Genomic DNA, 22,497 nt, shown 5'->3' with positions numbered 1-22,497 from the left:
CCACCCAAGACAGCGGGGGTTTTGCTGAAGTGGCGACTCAGCCCTGCTTCAGTCGATGACCACCTTGTTCTTACCACCTCGTTTGGCGTTGTACATCAATTGGTCCGCTCGCGCCAGCAGCGCTGTGGACGTCTCATCCGGTGTATGCCGCACAAATCCCAGGCTGGCCCCCATTAAGACTGGCCCGCCCTGCAAGGCGTAAGCGGACTGAAAGACCTCCAGTGCCCGCTGGGCCACAATCGCGAGTGCTTCGTCACTCTCGACGCCCGGCAGCAGCATCACAAATTCGTCCCCTGCCAGGCGGGCCACAATGTCCATGCCGCGCACCGCGCGCTTGAGTCGCTGGCCGACCTGGATCAGAAGCGCGTCGCCCGCATCGTGGCCGAGGGTGTCGTTGATGTTCTTGAAGCCGTCGAGATCGATGAACCCCACCGCGAACTTTCCCTGGGCAACTGGGTCAGTTGCCGCGCGTTCAAGTTCGCGCATAAAGTGCGCCCGGTTCGGTAAGCCGGTCAGCGCGTCGGTCAGGACTTGGGCTTCAAGTTGACGTTGCGTTTGAACGCGCTCAGTCACGTCGGTTTGAACACCGATGAAGTGCGTGACCTGGCCTTCCTCGTGCCGCAGGGGGCCGATGTTGAGCGCATTCCAGAACGGCGTGCCGTCTTTCTTATAGTTCAGGATGACGAGGTCAACGGGCTCGCCTGCGGCGAACGCCGTGCGCATCTGCGCCCTTGCTTTGGGATCGGTGTCTTCGCCTTGGAGGAAGCGGCAGTTGTGACCGAGGATCTCCTCGTTCGAGTAGCCCGTAAGCTGCCTGAAGGCGGCGTTGCAGTACACGATGGGCAACTCCGGGGTGTTCAAGGAGATCACGATGCCGTTGGTGGCACTGTCCAGCGCAAAGGCAAGCAAGCGCAGCCAGGACGTTTCGTCCTTGGGATCAAGGTAAGCCGTGTACGGAATGGATGGAAGCGCAGGCTTCATAGAAAGCGCTGAACCACGCGGACAGTCATCCAGTAGCGGATGAAGACGTCCATCTGCTCGACGAACGCTGCAAAACTGGGCACCTTCATCATGTACGAACTCGCATATAAGGCATACGCTGCTGAGACATCGTGTGCTTCTCCAGAGGTGGCCAACATGACGACCGGGATGAGGCGAAGCCTGGCATCGGCTTTCAGCAGGTTCAGGACCTCAAAGCCGGTCATCTCGGGCATGTTGATGTCGAGCAGGATCACATCCGGCAGGACTGCGTCGGGTTGCTGCATCGCTTCTATAGCGCTCATCCCAGTCAAGTACCCGGTGAGGGTCGTAGGATGATCAAAGGCGGCAAAGCTTTCCTCTGCGAGCAAGATTTCTGCAGGGTTATCGTCGATCAATACAACCTGTAAGGGCCTACGCATTTGCACTCCTCAGCACGCTCCATATCCAGCACCCTCACGTTATCAGGCTGGTTGACTGCTCAGAGCTTCCTGCGCTCCCGTTAGGCTGTTCTCGCAGCGAGGGCGTTGACGTCGGCGGTCAAGCCGTGCTGTTCGAGCAGCTCGACGACCATGGCCGCGCGTTCCAGTATCGGGTGCGAAGCGGGCGAACGCGGGTCGCTTGTCCGGGTGATCTCTAGGACTTCGATGCGTTCATCTTCTTGGAGGGCGTCCAGCCAGCTGGCGGGGAAGTCGCGCAGCAGGATTTCGGTACCGCCACTGACGGTGCTGGTCCAGTGTTTAACGCTACCACCAGCGCCGATCTCGCCGGTGAGGATGCTGACGCCCTCACCGGGGCGTGCGCCGCTGTCTCTGCCGCGTGCCACGGCGATCTCGTAACCGAGCAGCAAGGCAGGCGCAGCCGCTTGGCTCCACCCCGCATCGTCGTGGACCTTGACGCGCACGGACATGCAGCGTGGCTCGTCTGTGGTAGCGGGCGCAACGCCAAAGACCTCCACAGCCGCCGCAACCGCTGCCGCATGGGTGCCTTCGGGGAAGCACCAGGCTTTACGCAGGCCCGTGACCTCCCTCCACTTCGCCCCCATCTTGCGAGCGCGATCAGCAAAATCCTCGGTGTAGGGCGCAAAAATCGCCACCCGGCCTTCTCCCTTCTCAATCAGATGCAACATAGTCCTTCCTTTAGAGCGAGAATTTTGACGCACGCTGGCCGCATATGCTCAGTATTCCTCAATACAGTAGTCCGGAAGGTTTTGACAAATGAGACGGAAGGCGTTCTCGTCAGTGTGTGCGCACCAAACGAACGACTCCCGACCAGATTCTCGCGGCTGCCCTCAGCCATACTGGACTCCGCCGCACTACCTTCGGCTGCTCTTGACCCTCTGGCTGGTCCTTCCGGGGCGGCACAACTTCACCAATCTGGCCCGGTACGGTCCGATCTCGGACCGTACCCACCGATCATGGGCCCAGAAACCCGTGCCGTGGGTGCAGTTGAACAGCACGCTGGTCTTGCAAGCGCAAGACCAACAGACCCTGAGATGCGGCGGCATTCTGGGCGTCGACGCCGTGTTCATCCCGAAGTATGGGAATCACACCCCTGATCTCGCCTCGTACTGGTCCGGGTGTCAGGGCCAGTCGGTGCGGGGTCTAGAAGGCACCTGCGTCACCTGGATTGATCCTGCCACCCATCAACCCATTCCGCTGTCCATCACGCAAACCCCCGCAACGCTGCCTGTCGGTCAGAGCCGGGTCGACTTTTACGCCACCGTCACCCTCAACACCATCGCGCAGCTCCCTGACCAGCTCAAGAAGCAGGTCCAGGCGGTCGTGGGAGACGCGTACTACGCCAAACTGAACTTCGTTGCTCGCGTGGTGGACGAAGGGCAATTGCCCTTCATCGGCAAGATGCGCAAGGACGCCAACCTCAAGCACCTCTTCACGGGACCCCGGACCGGCAAGCCGGGTCGACCTCGGCAGTACGATGGCAAGGTCAGTCTCTGCGACTTCTCCCGCTGGGACGCGATCCCCTGGGCGGACGAGTCCATGGTGTATACCGTGGTCGCTTACTCGGTCAGTTTGAAACGTCAGGTCCGGGTCGTCACCGTGGTCTGGCCAGGGTCAAGCTCACGCCGGATGGAGGTGCTGTTCAGCACCTCCACCACCATGACAGCAGCGACGATCATCGCCCTCTACCGTGCGCGGTTCTCGATGGAGTTCCCGTTCCGAGATGCGAAGCAGTTTGCTGGGCTCAGCGGCTGTCAGTCGCGGCAGGTAGAAGCCCTGCATTCCCACTGGAATATGGCCTTGATGGCGGTCTCGGCAACTCGGTTGAGTCAGTTGAAACACCAGCGGGCCAGCCCGCTGGTGTTCAGCATGGAAGACGAGAAACGCCGCGCCTACAACGCGTTTTTCGCGGAGAGAATTTTGAGCATCTTGACGCAGGAGCAGACAGAGCAGAAATGCGAAGATCTGCTCGCCGACCTGCTCTCACTCGGCGTCAAGGCTGCCTGAAACCTTCCGGACTACTGCAAAACAGACTATCCAGGAAAGGTCGGATGGCTTGGTAGAGTTGGGAGACGTCTCCGAAGGCATTTTCCCATTCCGGAGACGTCTTCTCATCAAATTTGTCAGGCTGTCAGCCCTCGGCAGTGTGCTCGTGTTTGCCAGCTGGCATGTCAGTCCCCAGTGTCAACCAGACTGAACTCCTCCTGCACAACACCCTGGTAAGATCGGTCACAACATATCATCTAAAGTCCAGTGCTGAGTCCAGCGAGCATCAATCTCGTCACTGACATTCTGATAGCGGATATCGGTGGACAACCGCAGACGACAGGGATCGGTGTTGGCTGTTGCCGCGTGAATCATGTAGGGGCTGTGGAGCATCACATCGCCCGATTCGTAATCAGCGTACAACCAGCGGCTGCTAAAGCGCTCGGCCATGTCCGGCAGGTCCTTACTGACCCAGCCACCTTTTGTCATGTTGCGGTTGTAGGCGCTGATCCGCTCTTCTGGTGAGAGCGCAGCATTCATGGCAGAAAAATCTGCTTCCATCTGGCGACCCACTCGGTCTGAGCCTTCCAGATACACCAGACCGCCCATGTGAGCCGGAATATCCCCGATGGGAATCCAGGCAGTGACGACCCGGTCGGTCCCGCCGCGCAGATAGATCAGGTCATAGTGGGCAGGGGTTCCGTTCGGCTCTCCCGGGCGGGTGAAACGGATGATTTTTCGCTTGTGCAAATACGACATGCCACCGAGAAAGCAGTCCATGAAGCGGTAGAGGTTAGGATGAAGACAAAACGCTTCGTAAGCCGCGGTCCGGACGAGTTCCATGAGCCGCTTGTGCGAGCGCTGTGTCTGCTCCTCGTCCGAGAACAGGCCGTCCACGGGATCAGAGCCGGGTTTCAGCAGACCGGTGTCCTGCATGGCGCTGAAGAAGTGGTGGCGGAACGCGAAGACCTCATCGCGGGGCAGGAGTTGCTTGAGCCACAGGTAGCCAGCGTCTTGATAGTGGCGTTGCAGTTCATCCATCGGGCTGAATGGATCACTCGCGTGGAGTGGGGCCAGTCGGTGGGGAGCCGAACTCAGGACCTGCCCATAACTCTGCAACTGCGAGAGAATGTTCGTCATCTTCAGTCTCCAATACGCTGTGGAACTTGATGAATGTCAGATTGATGCATTCAGCTTATGGCCGGTCTGAACTCTGCATCACAGAGAAATCCCTTAGCCTGGACGCTTCACTTATTGATAACGGGCTTGACTCTTTCAGATCTGATCCCAGGTAGATGATTGGCGACAACACTTAGGAAACTGTGGTGGGCCGGGATGACCACCGAGCTTTATCCAGAGGTCTTCAGCCCGATTTGGGCGAATGATCCTTGAGTCGCCAGCACAAACTCTGCAAACAAGCTGTTGGCCCACGCGAACCAAGGTCGGGTGAAATGGGTCGGATAGTCGGGATGAAAGCTTTCGTGCATGTAGTGTGTACCAGCTGTAGTCGCGGTCAAGGTGGCTAATAAGCGGTGTCGCTCGTCAGGCTCGGTCGAGGTAAGTCCCTGCATGGACAACGCAATTGGCCAGATCAGTCCGCCCGGTGTATGTGGACTGCCTACTCCTGCTGCATGTCGGCCCGAAAAATAATAAGGATTGTCTGCGCTGAGAATAAATTGCCGGGTGCGGCGGTAGAGAGGATCATCTGCTGAGCGGTAACCCAGGTACGGAATAGAGAGCAGGCTCGGTACATTGGCGTCATCCATCAGCAGGTGGTGGCCGAATCCATCCGTTTCATAGGCGTAAATTTGGCCATACGCAGGATGCTGGATGACACCGTACGTTTGGATGCCCTGTTCTATTTCATCACGGAGCGCTGCGGCAGATTCTGCCAAGGCAGCGTCCCCTAGGACAGCCCGCGCCATCTCTGTCAATTGGCCCAGCACTACCACTGCAAACATATTGGCTGGAATCAGGTAGCCGTACGTACAGGCATCGTCACTGGGGCGAAAGCCTGACCACACCATCCCAGTATAAGTGACTGGTGTGCCGCGTCCGCTATTCACTAGGGTGTCGCTTGGCAAGAGGGGATCAGGGCGCTCAAAGGTGTAGGAGGACTCCTCAAGGTGACGCTGTTCGGTACGCATGACCTGTACCACCACGTGGAGCATCTTCCGCACTGCTGTAGTGAAAATTGTTTCATCATTGGTAGTCTGCCAATAGCGGTACAGCAGCGACACTGGATAACACAGGGAATCCAGTTCAAACTTCCGTTCCCACACCCACGCTCCCTTCCGGGGGCGGTCGCCTGAGTGACCACTGCCGTCCGGCTCGGCATTAAAGGCGTTAGCATAGGGGTCAATCAGCAAATATCTCGCTTGCCGTTCAATCAACCCAGAAATCAAGCGGCGCAGCCCCGCATCATTGGCCGCTAAGGGCAGGTAAGGGCTGACTTGTGCTGAGGAATCTCGTAGCCACATGGCCGGGATATCACCCGTAAACACGAAACTGGTGCCGTCATCCAGCAGGCGAACCGTGGTTTCCAACGTATTGGGAAAGCAGTGAGCGAAGGTCTGGGCAAGATCAGGTCGGTCGCAAAGGCGAGCTTGCATTTCGGCTTGCAGGTGATGAATAGAGGTATACATCATGAACAGGCTCCTCGACAAAAAGGCACAAAGAGAGCGTAGACCAGGGTAGCTCACCGTTGTAGAGCTTCTCCTGGCAGTCTCCCAGTCAGGTGTTAAGACAGTAGGCTCTGGCGCTCCAGCGTAGCTAGAGCTTCGAGCAGCATGAGACCACTTTGCTGTCCACTCAACGACACACGATCCTGAGGACGCTCGTCCCAGGACAGACCCATCAGATCGGTGTCTAAGTCTCGCCCAGCCTTCCAGAGCACGTCCGCATTGTGCTGCAAGATTGCAACCAGATCCGGGCGGGGGACGACCTGCACCAGAAGAGCGAGGTAGCGCACGAAGATACCTTTGAACAGGCCCCCGTCGCCATCACCCTCGTAAGGCAGCAGGCCGCTGGCTGCATCAATCAGGCGGATGAGGGCCGCGTCTGCCGTGCGGAGCGCATCTTGCAGGTACGTCTGCTCACCCGTGGCCTCAAACAGCGCCAGTCCTGCGCCTAGATAGGCACCCTGGTTATAGGTGAAATGCCATTCATCTTCGAGTCGACCGTCGCCCAAGCGGTTCATGCCGTCCCAGACGAAGCCTGTTGCAATATCAACTAAATGCGTTTTATTCCAGGTATAGATGCGCCTCGCCCAGTCGAGGTCTGCCGCGCGGCCCAGCACCTTATAGAGCCGGGCCGCCAAAATCGCTGCCGGGGCATTGGCTGGCGTGTTCTTGTAATCCAACTGATCCTTTTTCCAGGCGATGCCGCCGCCGCAGTGATCATTCCAACCACCCTGTATGTCGGACCACAACTCCTGTGCTCCTTCCAGGTATCGATTTTCACCCGTGGCTTCGTAAGCCCGCAGCAGAGCCAGCGCCATCCACTGCATATCGTCGTACCAGTTGTGTAGGAGGGTGCCGCCGTTGAGGGTACGCGCTCCTTCAAACGCTTCTCCGATCCGTTGGGTGTAACGGGGGTCGTTGGTGCGGATCAGGCCATCGACCAGAACGTCAATGGTATGGGCATGCCACCAGTAGACGTAAGGGGCGTTGCAGGTGCCGTCGTCGCAGGGTGCGTATTGATTCATGATCCGTTGCGCCGGGTTCCAGAACTGGGTGGAGAGCATCTGCTGAGCCATCTCCGCCCGGTCAGCCCAGAAGGATAGGTCAAGAGGATCAGTCATAGATTGACTCACCGACTCACGACCACGTTGTCAAGATTGAGGTAATTGTTGCTCCCTTTTGCACCATCGAAAATGACTGAGAGAGTGTTGGTGCCGCTGTTGAGGTTGACCCCAGACACTGTGACAGTCTGATAGCTTTCCCAATTCCCAGTGGATGGGAAATTCTGGTTATTGACTACCCCCGCACCATTGACGTAGAGATAACGGCTGGCGTTGCCTGCTGCCGCTGCATAACGCAGGGTCAAGGTGTACGTCCCCGCCGTAGGTACCGTGATCGGCAGATCCACCCATTGACCGCCAGTATTCCAGCCCGCCACATAGCCGCTGCCGGTATAGCCCGCATATGCACTTTCAGAGTTGAGGTTATGCAGCGTTCCGTTCTCAGCTTCCAGGGTCGTCGAGAAGGACGATGTACTCGATACATTCAGACGATCCAGATTGAGATAATTGGTGCTCCCTGTGCCGGAATTGTAGCCAAGCGAAACGACATTGGTGCCAGCCATGAGGTTGACATTCGTTGTGGCCGTGGCCCAGGTGCCCCAGCCCCCAGTGCCGCTGAAGTTTACATTGTTCCCCGATCCACCGTTCACTTTCAGCTGCCGGGTGGCATTGCCAGCACCGGCGGCATAGCGGAAGTCGAGGCGGTACGTGCCGGCGCTCGCAACGTTGACGGGGATATCAACAGATGTACCGTCGCTGTTCCACCCCGCCAAGTATCCTCGCCCGCTGTATCCCGCTTGAGTATTTTCATTGTTGATGCCGTTGCGACGGGCATTTTCGGCCTCGTAGGCCCCTGTACCCACGACCACACCTGTCAACCCGTCCGGGGGCGTAAGTTGCAAGACAGACGCCCCCGCTGCCGCCGCAACGCTCTGGATGTAACCGCTGCCTGGCGTCTGGGTCCAGTCGGGACCGATGATACCGTCGGACATGCGCCGATGGTTCCAAGCTTGGGTTCCATTCTTTTGTAAAAAGCCCAAATACTGCGGCTGATTTCCCACCACCCGCAGCGTGTTGAGGTTCCGGGCAAAGATCATCTTGAAGGCGGGTGTATCGTCTTCACCTTCATATAAAAGAGTACCGTCCAGGGTCATGCGGTTGACCACCCAATCGGCGGCCGCTTTAGCGTCATTGAGGTAACTCACCTGATTGGTTTCCCGGTACATCTCTAGTGCCGCTCCCAGAAAAGTTCCAAAGTTATACGTGTATTCCCAGGTGGCCACGGTACCGTTTCCGCTGCCGCTGACATTGTCGTACACCAAACCGCCTCCAGCGTACAAGCGGCTGCGCACCCAGGAAAAAAGGTTTTGTGCTTTGGTCGCGTAGGAGGGATCGTTGAGCGCCCGCTTAAGCCGCATGGCAATGATCGCAGCAGTGGCGTTGGTGGCTACATTTTTTTGCATCAGGAAATTGATGCGGTTCCACCAGATTCCGCCGCCGTAATCGCTGGTGTAGGCACCCGAATTGTAAATAAAGTCAAACATCTCCTTGGCCCTTGTCCGGTAGCGTACATCTCCGGTGAGTTCGTAGGCCCGGATGCTGCCGAGCGCCCACCACCCGATATCGTCGTTAAAAGCATTGTCTGACCAATTGGGATACGTAGCGAAGAAGCCGTCGTAGATGTCCGAGATCATCTGTCGGTAGGTGGTTGAGCCAGTGCGCTCGTATGCGTCCATCACTGTTTCCCACAGCTGTGCTTCCCACCAATAGTCGGTGTAAAGTCCGCCATTGGGACCTGAGTTATGGCTGTGAATCTGGCGGTCAGAGTTGGTGTAAAAGTATTTTTTGGTGGGATCCCAAAAGACATTCACAAAAGCATTCATGGCGGCGTCTGCATTGGCCGTGGTGGCCTGAGCCTCTAGGCGTGTTGTGTGGGCTGGCACTCCAGAGACCTGCCCATGAGATTCTGATGCTGGTAACACAGAAGCGGTATTACAAGAGACGAGAAGAGCTGGTATCAACAACAAAGTTAACCAAGAGGTAGGACGCATCAGGATAACTCCTTTTATATAAATTTCAACGGCCAGACAGCGAAAGATTGTGTGTTGAGACGATGTATCCTCCGTATCGTGGCACCATGAAGTCGCTTCAGGGCACGTAATGCAAAAAGCCAACGTTCAAGCTCCAAGGCATAAGTAAAATGCAGGCGACTTCAACCTTTAGCTCCAGTAAACGAAATGGACTGGGTAAAGTAGCGTTGGGCGAACAAGAACACGATGAGTACAGGCAGCGAAACCACGACGCTGGCCGCCATCAACGGACCGTAATCGGTCTGATGGTTGAAGCTGAACGCTTGCAGCCCCATCTGCACCGTGGACATCTTTGGGTCATTGAAGACAATCAAGGCCCATAGGAACACATTCCAGCCTGCCTGGAACGTGAAGATACCAAGGGTCGCCAGAGCAGGGCCACACAACGGCAAGTAGATGCTCCAGAAAATACGGAACTCGCTCGCTCCGTCCACGCGGGCGGCGTCCATCAGGTCATCGGGCAGCGTGCGAAAGAACTGGCGCATGAAAAACACGGCGAACGCTCCTGCCGCCCCCGGTAGCACGATGGCCCAGTAGGAATTGAGCAGCCCCTGCCCCCCGTGCCCCAACAGGTCGTTCCCGCCCACCAGTGGAAAGGACTTCAGGATAATAAAACTCGGAATCAGGGTCACGACCCCTGGAATCAGGAGTGAAGCGAGCTTCATCTTGAACAGGCCCTCACGGCCCCGGAAGCGCATCCGGGCAAAAGCGTACCCGGCGAGGCTGCCCAGCACCAGATTGGCCAGCACGCCCAGGAGCGCCATCACCGTGGAGTTCCAGAAGTAGCGACTGAACGGCACTAAAGTAAACGCCTTGACGTAATGCTCGAAGGTAAAGCGCTGCGGAATCCAGCGAATAGGTTCACTGAAAATATCGGTATCAGGTTTGAAGGAGGTGACGACCATCCAGTAAAATGGCAACGCCATGACGACGGCGACCCCCACCAGAAGGGCGTAAAACAGGCTCTCGCGCAGCACCACCCACGGCGTCCATCGAAGGTTACGGTTCATCACGCTCCTCAGCCCAGTCCAGAATCGCGGTTCAGGCGCATGCTGATCAACGAAACACACAAAATGGCCACAGCCAACACAAACGCCTGTGCGCTGGCGTAACCCATTCTGAGTTGGGTAAAGCCGTTGCTGTAAATTTGATACACCGCCGTTGTGGTGGCATAACCGGGGCCGCCCTGCGTCATCACATAAGCCTGATCGAACAGTTGGAACGCGCCGATCAACGACATGAACACCACAAAAAAAGTGGTGGTGCGCAGGGCCGGAACGGTGATGTAGCAAAACTGCTGCCACGGACTGGCTCCATCGAGCGCCGCCGCTTCGTACAAAAAGGTCGGCACGCCACTTAGCCCCGCGAGGTAGATGATGATGTTGCTGCCCAGTCCTTGCCAGAGCGTCACGATCACGATGGCGTACATGGCGCTGTCGCTGCTGGCCAGCCAATTGGGACCCCGAATACCCACAACATCCAGCGCCTGATTCACGACCCCATAATCTTTCTGGAACATCCACGTCCAGACAGTTGCTGCCGCAATGCTGGACGTGACGGCAGGCAGGTAAAAGAGTGTGCGAAACAGGGCCATGCCAGGCCGCTTGCGGTTGAGTGCCAGTCCCAGCGAGAGGGAGAGCGCGATCATTAGGGGCACGTACAACAGCGCGTAGTAAGCCACATTCAGCACGCCACGCCGAAACAGATCGTCGGTGAGTAACCGCTCGTAGTTGGCGAGTCCCACCCACTTGATCGGACTGAGAATGTCGTAATTGGTAAAACTGAGGAAAAGGGCGAATACGGCAGGCAGGAGGGTGAAAATCAGGAACAAACCCATCGCCGGAGTGATAAAGGCGTAAGCCATCCGCGATTCGTGACGCAGCAGCCGGGAACGATAAGGTGGAGCGGGGACCGCACGCGTGGGCGCGACCGGAGGGTTTCGCAACATGGATGCACCTCGGAGCAAAGAGAAGAACGCCTAAAGTCATCTCCGTCAGAGCGACGAAAATAGCGGGGCAGTCGCAGGTCAGGCGGAATTCAGGCTGGCGGCGAGCCGGTCGAGCGGCCTTGCACCAGCTCAAAGGCCACATGCCTGCGGGTGGCGTCTGATTCACCGCGCAGGCGGGCCAGAATCTGCTCGACCGCCAGACGACCCATTTCCAGTTCGTTCTGGTGAATGTGGGTGAGGTCTGGCAATCCATGCGGCGAGGTCAGGGGAACATGAGGAACGTCAAAGCAGGCCACCGACATGTCATTTGGAATTCTTTTTCCTAATGCCTGGAGGGTCGAACCGAGTTCGAGTGCCAGGTTGTATTCGGCACAAACGAAAGCGGTCGCGTCCATGCTCCGCACGAAGGCTTCCAGCAACGTCTGGTCGGCAGCGATATTGTCGGGCCGGAACTGGGTTGGCAAGGTGGAAATCAAGTTACTCAGCACCAGTTCGGGGCGGGAAAGCAGACCGTGTTTGGAGAGCGCCGAACTCCAACCTGCAAAGCGTTCTTCGAGGGCACTGGTGTTTTCGACGGGCGGAGAGACGAAAGCGATCTCGCGGTGGCCGAGATCAATGAGATGCTCGGTCAAGGCGGCGGCGGCGGCGTGATTGTCGGTCACCACCGCCTGCGCCGGAATCCCTTTGAGATACCGATCGACCAGTACCAATGGAAATTTATCCAGCACGATTTTGAGCAGCACCGGGTTGTAATGCTCGCCGTGGACCGGAAAGACAATCAAACCGTCGACGCCCCGCGCCACCAGCCCTGCAATCGCGCGTTCCTCATTTTCCCTCAGGCCGTACGTGCGCTTGAGAATCAGATCGAGCCCCTTCTGGGTGCAACTTTGCTCAACCGAATAGACCAGTTGAAGGCCATAGCTGTCATTGAAGTCGGGCAAGACCAACCCGATCAGCCCAGACCGAACCCCCGGCACAGTCGGCACGGCCTCGGCGAGATCGGGATTGATGCCCAGACCCACGCCGATCCGCGCCAGATCAGGCAAGTCGTCCACCACAAAGGTGCCCCGGCCCTGAGCGCGCTTGACCACACTGGCCTGCGCCAGCACTTCTAGCGCCCGCCGGGACGTGATGCGGCTCACCTCAAAGCTCTGGGCGAGGGCATGCTCGGACGGCACACGGTCACCGGGACGAAGACGGCCTGCTTTGATGTCGTCGAGCATGCTGGCGACAATACGCTCGTAGAGGTGGGGGGTCACACTCAACATAACGTACTCCACTCCATGCTCAGACGCGTCATGAATCTGGCCTCAAGTCTTCCGGAGCCGGGTTGAGCGCGGCCATCTGTTCAAAGAGCATGACGCCGGAGAGAGCGGCAGTCAGCTCTAGGGGAAACTGCGGCAGTGCCTGCCACGACCGTCCAGACAGACCGGAAGCGGCGTCACGGTACGTCCAGGCGGCGTTTGCGTTCGTTGTCAACCAGCGCCGAATGGATTCGTTTCCGGTCACCTGCACCAGTTGAGCGAGGTAGCGCACTAGAATACCTTTGAAGAGTCCCGCGTCGCCGCCGCCCTCGTCAGGCATCACCTGTGTGACCGGATCGGCTAACTGGGTCAGGGCCGCCCCGGCAGTGCGGTGCGCCGCCGCCAGATATTCGGGTTTCTCTGTGATGTGATGCAATTCAAGCGCTGCTCCTACCACGACACCCTGACAGTAGGTGAAGGTCCAGTCACGGTCGGTGGTTGCGTCACCTAGCCGGTTCATGCCGTCCCACACGAAGCCGGACACGGGGTTGATCAGATGGGCTTCCAGCCAACCGAAAATGCGCTGTGCCCAGGCGAGGTCGGACGCATCACCGAAGCGCGTGTACAGCCGGGCCGCCAGGATCACTGCGGGCGCGTTGGCGGGTGTATTCTTGTAGTCCAGTTGCGGTTTGCGCCAGGCGATGCCGCCGCCGCAATGCTCGTTCCAGCCGCCCTGAATATCAGCCCACAGGGTCAGCGCGGCGTGCTTGAAGACCGGATTCTGACTGGCATCCCACGCCCGCAGCGCCGCCAGGGCCAGCCATTCCATATCGTCGTAATAGTCATTGGTCAGGCTGGCGTTTTGCATCTGGATGCTGCCCAACAAACGCGCCGCTCGCTGGAGATGCAGAGCATTTCCGTCACGCCTAAAAGCGTCGATGAGACTGTCGAGTGCGTGGGCTTGCCACCAGTAATGAAACGGGTCGCTGGGCAGGTCATGCTCAGCGTGAACGACCGGCACGCGGATCTTGAAGAGGCCGGTCGGCTCATCCCAGTAGTGGAGCATCAGGTCGTCGAAAGCTTGCTGGGCGCGGTCAGTCGTCAGTGTCGTTGGAACGCGGAGCGGTACACTCATTTCAAATCTCCAAGCGTCAGACGATCCAGGTTCAGCCATCCCCGGCTGTTCATTTCGCCGTCAAACGAGATCCGGATTCGGCTGGAGCCAGCAGGCAGCTCGATCGCGATGTCCAAGTCACGCCAGGTAGCCCAGTCGGGAGTGGGAGGAAGGGTCAGCTTTCGGGACGCGCCGTTGACCGTCAACGTCCGCCTCGCCTCGCCGCCGCCTGCGCTATAGCGCAGCTTGAGGAGATAGCGGCGTGCCTGCGGGACGTTCACGTGAAATTCCACGAACTGCCCACTTTGAAAGAAGGTGTTGACGTAGCCGCGCCCCGAAAACCCATCAGCCACAGCGCTGGACTTCACGCCCTCGAGAACGCTGTTTTCTGCCTCGTAGCGTCCATCACCAACCACGATTCGGGCGGGCAGGGACGGTGAGGCGAGTTGAAGGGCTGCCACCCCAGTGCCAGCGGCCAAACTCTCGATCACATCGCCTTCGTGCGGCGCTGACCAGTCTGGGCCGATCAGTCCGTCGGCAGCTCGGCGCTGGTTCCAGACCTGGGTCGCTTGATCCCGTAGACTCTGGCGGTAACGTTCCTGGACGGCGGCGTCCAGTCCCGGCGTCTGGGAGAGCGTGTGTAGCGCACGCAACAAGACGCCCTTGAAGCCGCCACCATCTCCAGTGCCCTCGTTTAAAAAAATACCTGCATTGGTCAGGTTGTCCAGTGCCCAATCGGTAGAGTCGGTGGCCCTCTGGAGCAATTTGGCCCGCTCTGTCGGGTCGAGACTGACTTCCCTCAAGGCCAGGGCCGCCAGCACGAAGTTGCCAACGTTATAGGTGAAATCCCAGCGCCGTAGCTCTCCGTTTTCGATATTGTCGTAGACACGCGCCTGACCGTCCGTCAAGTGGCTGTCCACAAAAGCGTAGAGTTGCTGCGCCCGCATCAAATAATGCTGTTCGCCTGTGGCCTGATACAAGCGCACTGCCGTGACGACCAACGGTCCGTTGGTAGCCACGTTTTTCTGATTGCTGCCGCTGCGCCGCCAGAGAACACCACCCCCCGAAGCGTCCGTCCAGTACGGCCAGATCGAATCGAAGAGGGTGGCAGCCTGCTGGAGATAGCGGGGATTGCCTGTTAAACGGTAGGCGCGCATGGAAGCCTGCGCCCACCAACCGAGGTCATCGTTGAAATCATTGCGCCAGTCTGGGTAGGCCCTCACGAAGCCGGTGTAGACGTCGTCAATCAGACTGCGATACATCGTATTCCCCGGTTCCCGCTCAGCGGCGTCCAGCACCAGATCCCACAGTTGAGCTTCCCACCAGAAGTCGGTGTATTTACCGCCTACTGGGCCGCTGCCGCTGGGCCTGGCAAACGGAGCGCTGCGGTTCCAGGCCAGAAAGTAACCTTGGTCAGCGTCCCAGTACGCCTTCAAGAAATCCTGCATGGCCCGGTCTGGATCCGGGGCAGTGAGGACCGCCGGTGAAGGCACCGCCCGACCCGAGGGGGACGCGAGGAGAGTGAGCGGCAGTGTGAGTAAAAGTAAGGCGGTACGTCGCATGCTCCCCCAATATTCAGACATATCCAGCAGGTGTGAGAAAAGTGCTTTATTAAAATGGGCACATCGAGAGACTCTAGTTGCTGGCGTTGTCCTCCAGAATCCGGTCTCCAGCAATCTGGGCTTTTTGCAGCGTCGTCTTCGCGTCCTGTTTGCCTTCGAGAAACAACTGGATGTTGGGAATCAAAGCCTGACCTTCCATCGGCGGATACCCGGCAACGGCAGGCCGGATGGTAGCGAATTTCAGTGTGTCCGTGATGGGTTTCCAGAAAGCGTCTTTTTGAAAGTAGGCATTGTTGACGGCAATGAGGTTGCCAGGAATGTTGTTACTGGTCTTGCCCCAGGTCAGCGCATTGGCCGAGTTGTTCAGCCACCACTTCATGAATTCCCAGCCCGCATCTTTGTTCTTGGAGGCCTGGGTAAGCGCCAGGCCAAAGCCTCCCATCACTGCGCCCCGCGCCCCGGTGGGTCCGGCGGGCGGCGGCACAATGCCGAAATCCAGCTCCTTGCCGTATTTTTTGTAGGCATTGATGTTCCAGGGTCCGTTGTAGCCCATCGCGATTTTGCCGGTCACAAATGGATCCTGGGCGTTGCCTTCTCCCCGGCCAAAGCCCGTTTCGTACACCTTGTCTTTGTTCAGCAAGGTGTCCCAGAATTCGAGCACCTGTAGACCTGCCGGACTGTTGAAGGCCGTTTTCTTGCCGTCGGGGGTCAGCATGCTGCCGCCAGCTTGCTTGAGCCACATGCTGAAAAGACCAACATCGTCGAGGGCAAAGCCGGAGACCAGCAGCTTCCCGTTGGCGTCGCGCTTGGTGAGCTTGATGGCAGCGGCCCGCAATTCAGCCCATGTTTTGGGAGGTTGAACGCCCGCCGCTTTCAAAAGTTTCTTGTTGTAGAACACGGCTCGGGCGTCCACCGTGAGTGGGAGGCCGTAAATGTTGTTGCCCACGCTCAGTTCTCGCAGGGCCTCGCTGTAAAACCGCTTGGGATCGATCTTGTCACGTGTTAGATAGCTGTTGATAGGTGCCAGGACATTTTTGGGCGCGTACAGCGCAGTTTCGAAGCGGTCCCAGATCATGACGTCGGGGGCGTTGCCCGCTGCTGAGGCCGTGAGAAACTTGGTCACTGCATCTTGCTGCACCACATACTTCACCCGGATCTTGTTTTGCGAGGCATTGAACGCGTTGACCATGGTGAGGATCTGCTGCTCTCCCTCGCCTGACCAACTTCCCCAGAACACCACGTCGGTCGGACCGGAAGCTTGAGCGCTCACGAAACGTGTGGCTCCCGCCGCCAATACTAGGGCTGCGGTCACAGAAACAAGTGCCTTTGTGCGGTTGATCTTCATAACTGCCTCCGAGAGAATTCGACGGGCCGGAATGCACGTAACCCAGTTGAACATCTCTACCGCATGCCCAAATTGGGTGTCGGCTTTGCCGGATGCGTACTACTAAGGCGCATCAAAGGGAGAGTTTGGGTCTCTTGAGTGTAATGAGATGAATTGGCATAAGTCAATATAACAACTTCAGATATAAGTAGTACAACTTTTTGAAATAGAGCATCCCGCACGTAGACGAAAGAATAGAGGGTGCACAGTACGGTTCTGGCAAGTTTGTGTGTTGAGCTGAGCTGTGGGAAACTCAGTTCGTCACTCCCACTCGAACCAATAAGCCTGCTGGCAAGTTCGATCTTCAAAGATCGTCCAACAAATCCTGGCTGGCTCGAGATCCTTTCGATCAGGCGCAACAGTATCTGAGGCCATCCAAGCCTGCATACAAAATCCCGCCGACCGGATTCGGGTGGTGACCAGCTCTTTTCCTTTTCGGGGGTTTTTTATGTTTGTGCTAGGTCTCGATGTCGGCAAAAGCGAACTGTACGCCTGCTGCGTATTCTGGTGTGATCAGCACCCAATGGCTCTCCCGCAAGCCGCGTGCAACTGGCCGGAAATGCCCGTCAGGCCAGGAGGATGCGAGTCCGCAGGAGATCGAACTTGGCCCGTCCGTACATCTGCCGTTTCAGCAGCTTGCTGCCTAAAACCTTCCGGACTACTGTCAATAGACAACACCCGACTTGTTGACCGTCGGCGAATTCGATGAGACCGTTGCGCGGGTTCTTGCGGGCGATGATTCGCACAGTGCAGGATTCGGCTCGGCGGTCATCGAGGCCCGTGTCGGGGCGGGGCCGATACCGATCATCGTCGCCGAGCCGAATCCAGGTGAATTTAGTTGACGATAGCGTTGGTTTGGGAAGATTCAGGTTGAGGTTGGGGCGACGAGAAGATCAGCAAAAGCGCCTCGTCAGCACGGGCCATCACCTTGTCCATGGTGAGGTTGACGTGCTCGGCATTGCTGAGCAACGCAGCGACGAGCACGGCTTTCAGTTCGGGATTTGCCGCGATCACGCGGCGGCACGTGCGCTGACCGTCCGCTTCGGCATACGCCTCAGCACGATCACGCACTAACAATTGCGGTTCACCCTGAGCGGGAGACCACTCCACCACCTTGAACAACGGAACAAACTCCCCTCCATTTTTGAGCACGTCGCCCAGCTGATAAAACAAACCTTCTGGCCCAACGCTACTGACCTGAACCCGACCATCCTTTCCTTCGTGCAGCAATCCCAGCTTTTTGCCCTCCAACCAGCACACCGTCAGCTGACGCTTCTCCGTATGCACCGTCGCTTCGAGATCAAAATCAGGACGCTCCCAATCCCGCTGATCCCGCTCACCCTGATGGAACGGTTCAAAGTGTATGGCGTTGATCTCGAAGTCCTGCTCAGTCAGCCCCGCACGGATGAGCGCATCACGGAATTCGTCCCGCTCTTCTTGAATAAGCTGTGCGGTGCCTTCCTGATCCTTTTGTTCCAGGGCTTCAGCAGCAGCATGAAGGAGCTGCGTCAATTCGGTGGGTCGGGTTACTTTCATGGTATTCTCCAGGGCGAAGGGGCGAAGGGTCGTGAAGCCAGGCGGCATGGCGTGCCGGACTTTAGGATGGCCGGGGTCAGGGTGGAACGGGGTCATGTCGGCTTGCGCGAGCCTCAAACGTGCAAGCTCAGCACTTCATTTGGCTGGAGCGCAAGTGGTCGTTGAGGGCGTGTTGCAGTCCGGCGGCGCTGGTGCGGATCTCTAGGCTTTGCGAGCCGCGTTTGCCGGTCAGGACGATGGCGGCGGGTTTCAAGGCGAGCAGTTGGCTGTCTCTCTCGCTGAGTTCTGGTGGCTGGACGCTGGTGACGTAAACGGCATTGATGCGCTTGCCATTGATCCGCATGGGCGGGAGTTTCTGCCCGGTATGTAGGGCAAGCTCGGCCCAGGCTCGGGCTTCTGCGGCCATCTCCTTGACGCGGGTCAAGAAAAGCCGCGCGAAGTACACTTCGGTGCCGAATCGGCTGTGCTCCAGCCGCTCCGGGTCGTCCTGTGGCAGCCCCAGGGCGTCACAGATGGCCCGGTTCACGTCGGTGTTGTAGAACAACCCGGCGGCTTCGGCGGTGCGGGCGAGATTCACTAGGGTCGCTCGCCTCGGATCGCTGATCGGGTCGATGCCGCGCTCAGCCAGGGGTTCCCAGGCGTCCGAGATGACCGAAAACCCCCCCTGGGGCGCGCACGGCCCACTGAAGCCGGGGATCACGTCACTCGGACGCGGCAGGGTATCCGGGTCGATGCGGTGCATGGTGGAGCCGGGGCCGAACAAAAAGGTCGGGAAGCTGCTCCAGGGGCGAATGGGGCGGGTATCGTTCAGCTGGGCTAAGACAAGGGTCATGGGGTCTCCTGAGCGGACGGATTTGGTGCCGTGTTATGGAAACGCCCTCGCTGAGTCGTGCCCAGCGGGGGCGTTTGGGAGAGGGGTTTTCCCGATGGGACAGCAGTGGGTTGAGGTGTTCAGCGCCAGTGGTCGCTGTCTCGGTGGGCAATCGCCTCGGCATCGTAGGCGCTCTCGTAAGCGTCCTCATCTGCACGCATTTCGGCCTCGTCGTCCAAGCGAAGTTCACGCGCTTCAGGCGTTTCCGGCGCTCTGGGATCGAAGTTCGCGGCACGCTCGTACATGGCTTTCTTGCGGGCCGCCTCGCGTTTCAGGAAGGCGTTTATCTCCAGGTATCCCACGCTTGCTCCTTTTGGATCTGCGTTGCGCCGCACCCGCCTGGCGGGTGAAGGGCCGGGCGAGTTCAGTACCGGGCGTCGCGTTCGTACCAGCGTTCCTGTTCTTGTTCGGCGAGGCGCTCGTCACGTGCTTCAGCCTCGTCTTCCAGGCGCGCTTCGCGTTCGAATGGCGTTTCGCCTTGATCGAGTTGGGCGAGGGCGTGCGCTTCGGCGAGGCACTGCGCGCGGGCCGTGCGGGGTGGTCTGGTCATGATCGTCATGCCGCCCCGTTCTCCGCCCGTTCTCCGCCCGTCGTGTGGGCGGAGGAAGGGTCTGCCCACACGTCATCGTTCTCAGGCTGCTCAACGACAACCCAAAAAGGCCCCCCCTGCATCCGCTTCGGTGGTCATGCAGGGGGGGCTTTCGTTGAGGACTTGTGGTGTAAATGACCTGCGACTTGCGCAGAATGAAACGTCCCGTCGTCCCCTGATCGGGCACCCGCCCCCGCAGCGCCGTGATGCGTGAGGGCAAGCAACCTGACCGCGCCTGCGCTTTTTTTGTTCTTCCTTGAGCGTGGTCCTGGGTCAAGAGCAGCGTTTCTCCAAACTTCTGTTATGATTCACTCACCCCGGAGGTCACCGAGCAATCGACCAACGGGAAACCCCCCGCGCAGGTTAGTAGCCTGTTGTTCGCAGAGGGTGTCCAGTCCGTAAAACCCAAATTGTTTCCTACCTGGCGAGGTAGGAGGCTTTCGCCTACACCCCCACTTTACTCGTGGGAGCGTCTCCGGTCAACTGCCCGGAGAGGGTTTGGCATACCCCAGGCATTTGCCCGGAGACCCACCGTGAGTACCGAACCCACGCTCGACGTCCGTCTTGCCCAGGCCCGCGAGCAACTCAAGCACTGCACCAGCGCCTACGACATCGCCCAAGTCACACTTGATCTGCTCGGCATTGACCGTTGCGAGGCGTACCAGGCCCTGCCTTCCATGAAGGGCCGCACCCTTCGGCGGGTCATCTCCGCCTTGCCTGTGGTGGCTGTCCCGGATGCTGTCCACATGTATTTGACGGTCGTACAAAAACAAAAAGGACAACTACATGTGGACAGTAACCATTTGACCCTCCCAGACGTGGAGCGCATCGCCGCCGAGACCTTCCTGCCCGTGGAACTGCAACCCGTTGTCGCGGCAGCGGTGGCGGCACGGGTCAGCCCGACGACGGCCTTAAAAGCAGTCGTGAAGTACCGTAATCCCGTCGAACTGGTCACCCAGCGCCTGCGAGACATGAAACGCCTCGCGCAGCACCGGATCATCACCAACCCCGGCGGCTTCTTCACCCACCTGATGCGCCAGAACAAGGACGTCGAGCTGCCCGGCATCGAGCTGGCCAAAGAGGCTGTCCCGCGTGCGCCGAAGGAACAGAAAGCGCCGGTCAAACCGCTGGAAGTCGGGGACATCGTCAAGCTCTACAACGCCCTGTGCCGGGTGATTCGGGTGGGTGCGGCCCGCAGTGATATCGAGCATCCGGACGGGTACGAGATGGGCGAGAGCAACGAACGGCTGCTGGTCTGCCGAAGCCTGGTGACCTGAGCGCACACCACTGGGGAGGTTAGGGCCGCCCGTTGACGTGCGGCCTCAAGAGCGCGTCAGGGCTGATCGAGCGTCAGGGGGAGGTCTTCCAACGCGCGAAGAATCTGCTGCAACGTGGCTGAAGAGAGATCGAACCTTGTGCGGGTCGCCCGGGCGGTATCGAGCCACGCCCCACGGCGTAATCCGGCCAACGACGTTTTCGAAACGTGCACGCCCTGAGCGCCCAGCAGCTCAATTACGGTCATTAACGGGTATGGGATGGCCCGCAACTGAGCTTGCAAGCGGCGATAGAGCGCGAAGGAGACGTCCCAATCCGACGCGGGCGGCCCCCCCCGGCGCACGCTCAACGTGACAGGCAGCAGTCGCTCGCGCTCAATCACCCGCAAGGCTTCAAGAACCTGATTCAATCGCACATCACCGATGACGAATCGCTGCCTCGTCTTGACGCCGAACATGCAGCGAATCGCCGCCCCACTCGCCAACATCCGCAGCACCTCAAGTGCAATCTCGACCCCTTGCGCTGCCAAGGCTGTGACCAATTGAGGCCGAGTATGCGGAAACGCATCGATCAACACATACACCTCGACCAGCGACCTGACCCGCTGATCGAACGCGGCGACGGAAAGATAGGTCGAAGAGCGCTGAACACCTGTTGAACGTCCCTCGTCTTGATCCGCAGGACTCAGGGCCACAGTCAACGCCTGGAGCGCACCGATCAGGTCATCTAACCGGCGAAGGCTGAGACTGTTTCTGGTCTGACCCGACAAGATCTGTTGCCGAAACCACCCGCTCCTCACCCCCGACAACCGGGTTTCCCCCAGCGGTACACCCCGTTCGGTCAGGGCGATGTTCAGCTGTTGCCGGGTATACGGGAGGGATTGGATGAGTTGCTGCGCGTGTTCGAGTTTCGCGGCACGGACTTCCCGATCAACTTGCGTCAACGTCACGCCACCCCGCTTTGGTGAGGCCGCTTGCGCCCCAGCAGACGGTGTGTGGCCTGTCGCCATGCTGATGTCTGCGGGCGGCTTGGACGGGGTCGGCATCGTCCAGGCCGTCGTCTTGGTGCGGAGCTTGAGCAGCTTGAGCAACGCTGGCTTGTTCGCGGGCAAATCATCCAGCAGCCGCAAGAGCTTGTGGTGACGTTCGTGGTGTGCCTGCCACAGCACGCCACGTCCCGCTGGACTGGGTGGTGCTGAAGATGACTTGGCATCCTTGTTCAAGACGCGCTCCTCGTGCCTGCGTTTTGGCTCAGTGCGGCGCGAAGGCGCAAGCCGATGGCGTCCTCAATCGGCCACAGACCGCGCGTCCCAACAGACGCAATCGGCTCAACCGGCGTGACAGCTGAAAGAACCCAATGGTACTGTCCCGGCGCAGCCCACGGGGACGGATTGACGATGTGGTGTGCAATCCAGTCCAGATGCTGCCGGAAGTCGTGGGCTTGCACGGCGTTGCCGTCCAATTTTCTGGGTGGCTGGCCGCCGTGAATGGCGAGCAGCATGCCGACCTCGCCACCCCACTCTTGAGGATGCCACGTGCGGTTCTCGACGTCTTTCCCAAGTTGCTGGATGCACAGCGGCCAGGGCTGATTGAGGGTCAGCCCAAAGAGGGGTGGGGTCAGGCAGTCCATGGTCCGTTCAGGGCGCTCAGGCGGCAGCACGTGTTGGCGAGTTTCGTCTTCCAATCCCTTGAGCTTGAGTGGTCGTGCAGTCATGCCT

The 22,497-nt window shown here is 58.8% G+C and carries 22 protein-coding genes; 3 read left to right on the top strand and 19 right to left on the bottom strand.

Annotation, left to right across the window (positions count from 1 at the left end; genetic code table 11):
- Positions 1-48 precede the first annotated feature (48 nt).
- From EHF33_RS14220 to EHF33_RS14210, 3 genes are all read right to left on the bottom strand, one after another.
- Entirely contained in the window at positions 49-981 is a 933-nt protein-coding gene (locus tag EHF33_RS14220; RefSeq protein ID WP_124873367.1) for a diguanylate cyclase domain-containing protein, read from the bottom strand.
- Positions 978-1,400 (bottom strand): response regulator, encoded by a 423-nt coding sequence (locus tag EHF33_RS14215; RefSeq protein ID WP_124873365.1) that lies wholly within the window; start codon positions 1,398-1,400, stop codon positions 978-980. Before EHF33_RS14215 ends, EHF33_RS14220 begins: the two co-directional genes overlap by 4 nt.
- Before the next feature lie 80 nt (positions 1,401-1,480).
- Positions 1,481-2,107 carry a hypothetical protein gene (locus tag EHF33_RS14210; RefSeq protein ID WP_124873363.1) on the bottom strand — a complete coding sequence of 209 codons (627 nt, stop codon included), beginning with the start codon at positions 2,105-2,107 and terminating at the stop codon, positions 1,481-1,483.
- A 202-nt stretch (positions 2,108-2,309) separates the two neighbouring features.
- Between EHF33_RS14210 and EHF33_RS14205 the strand changes: the two genes are divergently transcribed.
- Positions 2,310-3,446, top strand: coding sequence for a transposase (locus tag EHF33_RS14205; RefSeq protein ID WP_164473524.1), 1,137 nt, complete (start codon positions 2,310-2,312; stop codon positions 3,444-3,446).
- A gap of 222 nt (positions 3,447-3,668) precedes the next feature.
- Here the strand turns inward: EHF33_RS14205 and EHF33_RS14200 are convergent, their stop codons facing one another.
- The 10 genes from EHF33_RS14200 to EHF33_RS14155 form a co-directional block, all read right to left on the bottom strand.
- Positions 3,669-4,565, bottom strand: a complete 897-nt coding sequence (locus EHF33_RS14200) for a phytanoyl-CoA dioxygenase family protein (RefSeq protein ID WP_124873360.1) — start codon at positions 4,563-4,565, stop codon at positions 3,669-3,671.
- A 209-nt stretch (positions 4,566-4,774) separates the two neighbouring features.
- Positions 4,775-6,073 carry a glycoside hydrolase family 125 protein gene (locus EHF33_RS14195; protein ID WP_124873358.1) on the bottom strand — a complete coding sequence of 433 codons (1,299 nt, stop codon included), beginning with the start codon at positions 6,071-6,073 and terminating at the stop codon, positions 4,775-4,777.
- A 92-nt stretch (positions 6,074-6,165) separates the two neighbouring features.
- Complete coding sequence (locus EHF33_RS14190; RefSeq protein WP_277425550.1) at positions 6,166-7,182, bottom strand: glycoside hydrolase family 76 protein; 1,017 nt, start codon at positions 7,180-7,182, stop codon at positions 6,166-6,168.
- Between the two features lie 53 nt (positions 7,183-7,235).
- Positions 7,236-9,050 (bottom strand): glycoside hydrolase family 76 protein, encoded by a 1,815-nt coding sequence (locus EHF33_RS14185; protein WP_164473523.1) that lies wholly within the window; start codon positions 9,048-9,050, stop codon positions 7,236-7,238.
- 329 nt (positions 9,051-9,379) lie between these two features.
- The gene (locus tag EHF33_RS14180) at positions 9,380-10,267 is read right to left on the bottom strand and encodes a carbohydrate ABC transporter permease (protein ID WP_124873354.1); all 888 of its coding nucleotides are present in this window, start codon (positions 10,265-10,267) and stop codon (positions 9,380-9,382) included.
- An 8-nt stretch (positions 10,268-10,275) separates the two neighbouring features.
- Positions 10,276-11,205, bottom strand: a complete 930-nt coding sequence (locus EHF33_RS14175; RefSeq protein WP_124873352.1) for a carbohydrate ABC transporter permease — start codon at positions 11,203-11,205, stop codon at positions 10,276-10,278.
- Positions 11,206-11,294: 89 nt separating this feature from the next.
- Entirely contained in the window at positions 11,295-12,473 is a 1,179-nt protein-coding gene (locus EHF33_RS14170) for a GntR family transcriptional regulator (protein WP_124873350.1), read from the bottom strand.
- 28 nt (positions 12,474-12,501) lie between these two features.
- Positions 12,502-13,584: a glycoside hydrolase family 76 protein gene (locus tag EHF33_RS14165; RefSeq protein WP_124873349.1), complete on the bottom strand. Its 1,083-nt coding sequence runs from the start codon at positions 13,582-13,584 to the stop codon at positions 12,502-12,504.
- A complete protein-coding gene (locus EHF33_RS14160) occupies positions 13,581-15,011 on the bottom strand; it encodes a glycoside hydrolase family 76 protein (protein WP_164473522.1) in 1,431 nt (476 codons plus the stop codon). The genes EHF33_RS14165 and EHF33_RS14160 overlap by 4 nt, the downstream gene beginning before the upstream one ends.
- A gap of 187 nt (positions 15,012-15,198) precedes the next feature.
- Complete coding sequence (locus EHF33_RS14155; protein WP_241191356.1) at positions 15,199-16,437, bottom strand: ABC transporter substrate-binding protein; 1,239 nt, start codon at positions 16,435-16,437, stop codon at positions 15,199-15,201.
- Positions 16,438-17,192: 755 nt separating this feature from the next.
- Here EHF33_RS14155 and EHF33_RS21130 point away from each other — a divergent pair.
- Entirely contained in the window at positions 17,193-17,351 is a 159-nt protein-coding gene (locus tag EHF33_RS21130; RefSeq protein ID WP_164473521.1) for a hypothetical protein, read from the top strand.
- Here EHF33_RS21130 and EHF33_RS14150 read toward each other — a convergent pair.
- The 4 genes from EHF33_RS14150 to EHF33_RS14135 form a co-directional block, all read right to left on the bottom strand.
- Positions 17,344-18,045, bottom strand: a complete 702-nt coding sequence (locus EHF33_RS14150) for a hypothetical protein (protein ID WP_124873343.1) — start codon at positions 18,043-18,045, stop codon at positions 17,344-17,346. The two genes, EHF33_RS21130 and EHF33_RS14150, sit on opposite strands and share 8 nt — an antisense overlap.
- Positions 18,046-18,172: 127 nt before the next feature.
- Positions 18,173-18,877: a hypothetical protein gene (locus EHF33_RS14145; protein WP_124873341.1), complete on the bottom strand. Its 705-nt coding sequence runs from the start codon at positions 18,875-18,877 to the stop codon at positions 18,173-18,175.
- 119 nt (positions 18,878-18,996) lie between these two features.
- Positions 18,997-19,218: a hypothetical protein gene (locus tag EHF33_RS14140; protein ID WP_124873339.1), complete on the bottom strand. Its 222-nt coding sequence runs from the start codon at positions 19,216-19,218 to the stop codon at positions 18,997-18,999.
- Between the two features lie 62 nt (positions 19,219-19,280).
- On the bottom strand, positions 19,281-19,475 hold the full coding sequence (locus tag EHF33_RS14135; RefSeq protein WP_124873337.1) for a hypothetical protein: 195 nt from the start codon (positions 19,473-19,475) through the stop codon (positions 19,281-19,283).
- A gap of 563 nt (positions 19,476-20,038) precedes the next feature.
- Here EHF33_RS14135 and EHF33_RS14130 point away from each other — a divergent pair.
- On the top strand, positions 20,039-20,782 hold the full coding sequence (locus tag EHF33_RS14130) for a hypothetical protein (RefSeq protein ID WP_124873335.1): 744 nt from the start codon (positions 20,039-20,041) through the stop codon (positions 20,780-20,782).
- Between the two features lie 56 nt (positions 20,783-20,838).
- Here EHF33_RS14130 and EHF33_RS14125 read toward each other — a convergent pair whose 3' ends face one another.
- Together EHF33_RS14125 and EHF33_RS14120 are read right to left on the bottom strand one after the other, a co-directional pair.
- Complete coding sequence (locus EHF33_RS14125) at positions 20,839-22,002, bottom strand: hypothetical protein (RefSeq protein ID WP_124873334.1); 1,164 nt, start codon at positions 22,000-22,002, stop codon at positions 20,839-20,841.
- Positions 21,999-22,493: a hypothetical protein gene (locus EHF33_RS14120; protein ID WP_124873332.1), complete on the bottom strand. Its 495-nt coding sequence runs from the start codon at positions 22,491-22,493 to the stop codon at positions 21,999-22,001. Before EHF33_RS14120 ends, EHF33_RS14125 begins: the two co-directional genes overlap by 4 nt.
- Positions 22,494-22,497 lie beyond the last annotated feature (4 nt).

The organism is Deinococcus psychrotolerans (assembly GCF_003860465.1).
Taxonomy (GTDB): Bacteria; Deinococcota; Deinococci; order Deinococcales; family Deinococcaceae; genus Deinococcus; species Deinococcus psychrotolerans.
Note: the sequence above shows the minus strand (reverse complement) of the source record. Positions and strands in the feature narration are given on the sequence as shown.

What these genes read in the sequence shown, in the direction of transcription:
- EHF33_RS14120 (WP_124873332.1), bottom strand. Translation starts at nt 22,493, where the DNA reads ATGACTGCACGACCACTCAAGCTCAAGGGATTGGAAGACGAAACTCGC.
- EHF33_RS14165 (WP_124873349.1), bottom strand. Translation starts at nt 13,584, where the DNA reads ATGAGTGTACCGCTCCGCGTTCCAACGACACTGACGACTGACCGCGCC.
- EHF33_RS14220 (WP_124873367.1), bottom strand. Translation starts at nt 981, where the DNA reads ATGAAGCCTGCGCTTCCATCCATTCCGTACACGGCTTACCTTGATCCC.
- EHF33_RS14145 (WP_124873341.1), bottom strand. Translation starts at nt 18,877, where the DNA reads ATGACCCTTGTCTTAGCCCAGCTGAACGATACCCGCCCCATTCGCCCC.
- EHF33_RS14215 (WP_124873365.1), bottom strand. Translation starts at nt 1,400, where the DNA reads ATGCGTAGGCCCTTACAGGTTGTATTGATCGACGATAACCCTGCAGAA.
- EHF33_RS14135 (WP_124873337.1), bottom strand. Translation starts at nt 19,475, where the DNA reads ATGACGATCATGACCAGACCACCCCGCACGGCCCGCGCGCAGTGCCTC.
- EHF33_RS14185 (WP_164473523.1), bottom strand. Translation starts at nt 9,050, where the DNA reads ATGAATGCTTTTGTGAATGTCTTTTGGGATCCCACCAAAAAATACTTT.
- EHF33_RS14210 (WP_124873363.1), bottom strand. Translation starts at nt 2,107, where the DNA reads ATGTTGCATCTGATTGAGAAGGGAGAAGGCCGGGTGGCGATTTTTGCG.
- EHF33_RS14190 (WP_277425550.1), bottom strand. Translation starts at nt 7,182, where the DNA reads ATGGCTCAGCAGATGCTCTCCACCCAGTTCTGGAACCCGGCGCAACGG.
- EHF33_RS14180 (WP_124873354.1), bottom strand. Translation starts at nt 10,267, where the DNA reads ATGAACCGTAACCTTCGATGGACGCCGTGGGTGGTGCTGCGCGAGAGC.
- EHF33_RS14200 (WP_124873360.1), bottom strand. Translation starts at nt 4,565, where the DNA reads ATGACGAACATTCTCTCGCAGTTGCAGAGTTATGGGCAGGTCCTGAGT.
- EHF33_RS14175 (WP_124873352.1), bottom strand. Translation starts at nt 11,205, where the DNA reads ATGTTGCGAAACCCTCCGGTCGCGCCCACGCGTGCGGTCCCCGCTCCA.
- EHF33_RS14150 (WP_124873343.1), bottom strand. Translation starts at nt 18,045, where the DNA reads ATGAAAGTAACCCGACCCACCGAATTGACGCAGCTCCTTCATGCTGCT.
- EHF33_RS14160 (WP_164473522.1), bottom strand. Translation starts at nt 15,011, where the DNA reads ATGCAGGATTTCTTGAAGGCGTACTGGGACGCTGACCAAGGTTACTTT.
- EHF33_RS14195 (WP_124873358.1), bottom strand. Translation starts at nt 6,073, where the DNA reads ATGATGTATACCTCTATTCATCACCTGCAAGCCGAAATGCAAGCTCGC.
- EHF33_RS14170 (WP_124873350.1), bottom strand. Translation starts at nt 12,473, where the DNA reads ATGTTGAGTGTGACCCCCCACCTCTACGAGCGTATTGTCGCCAGCATG.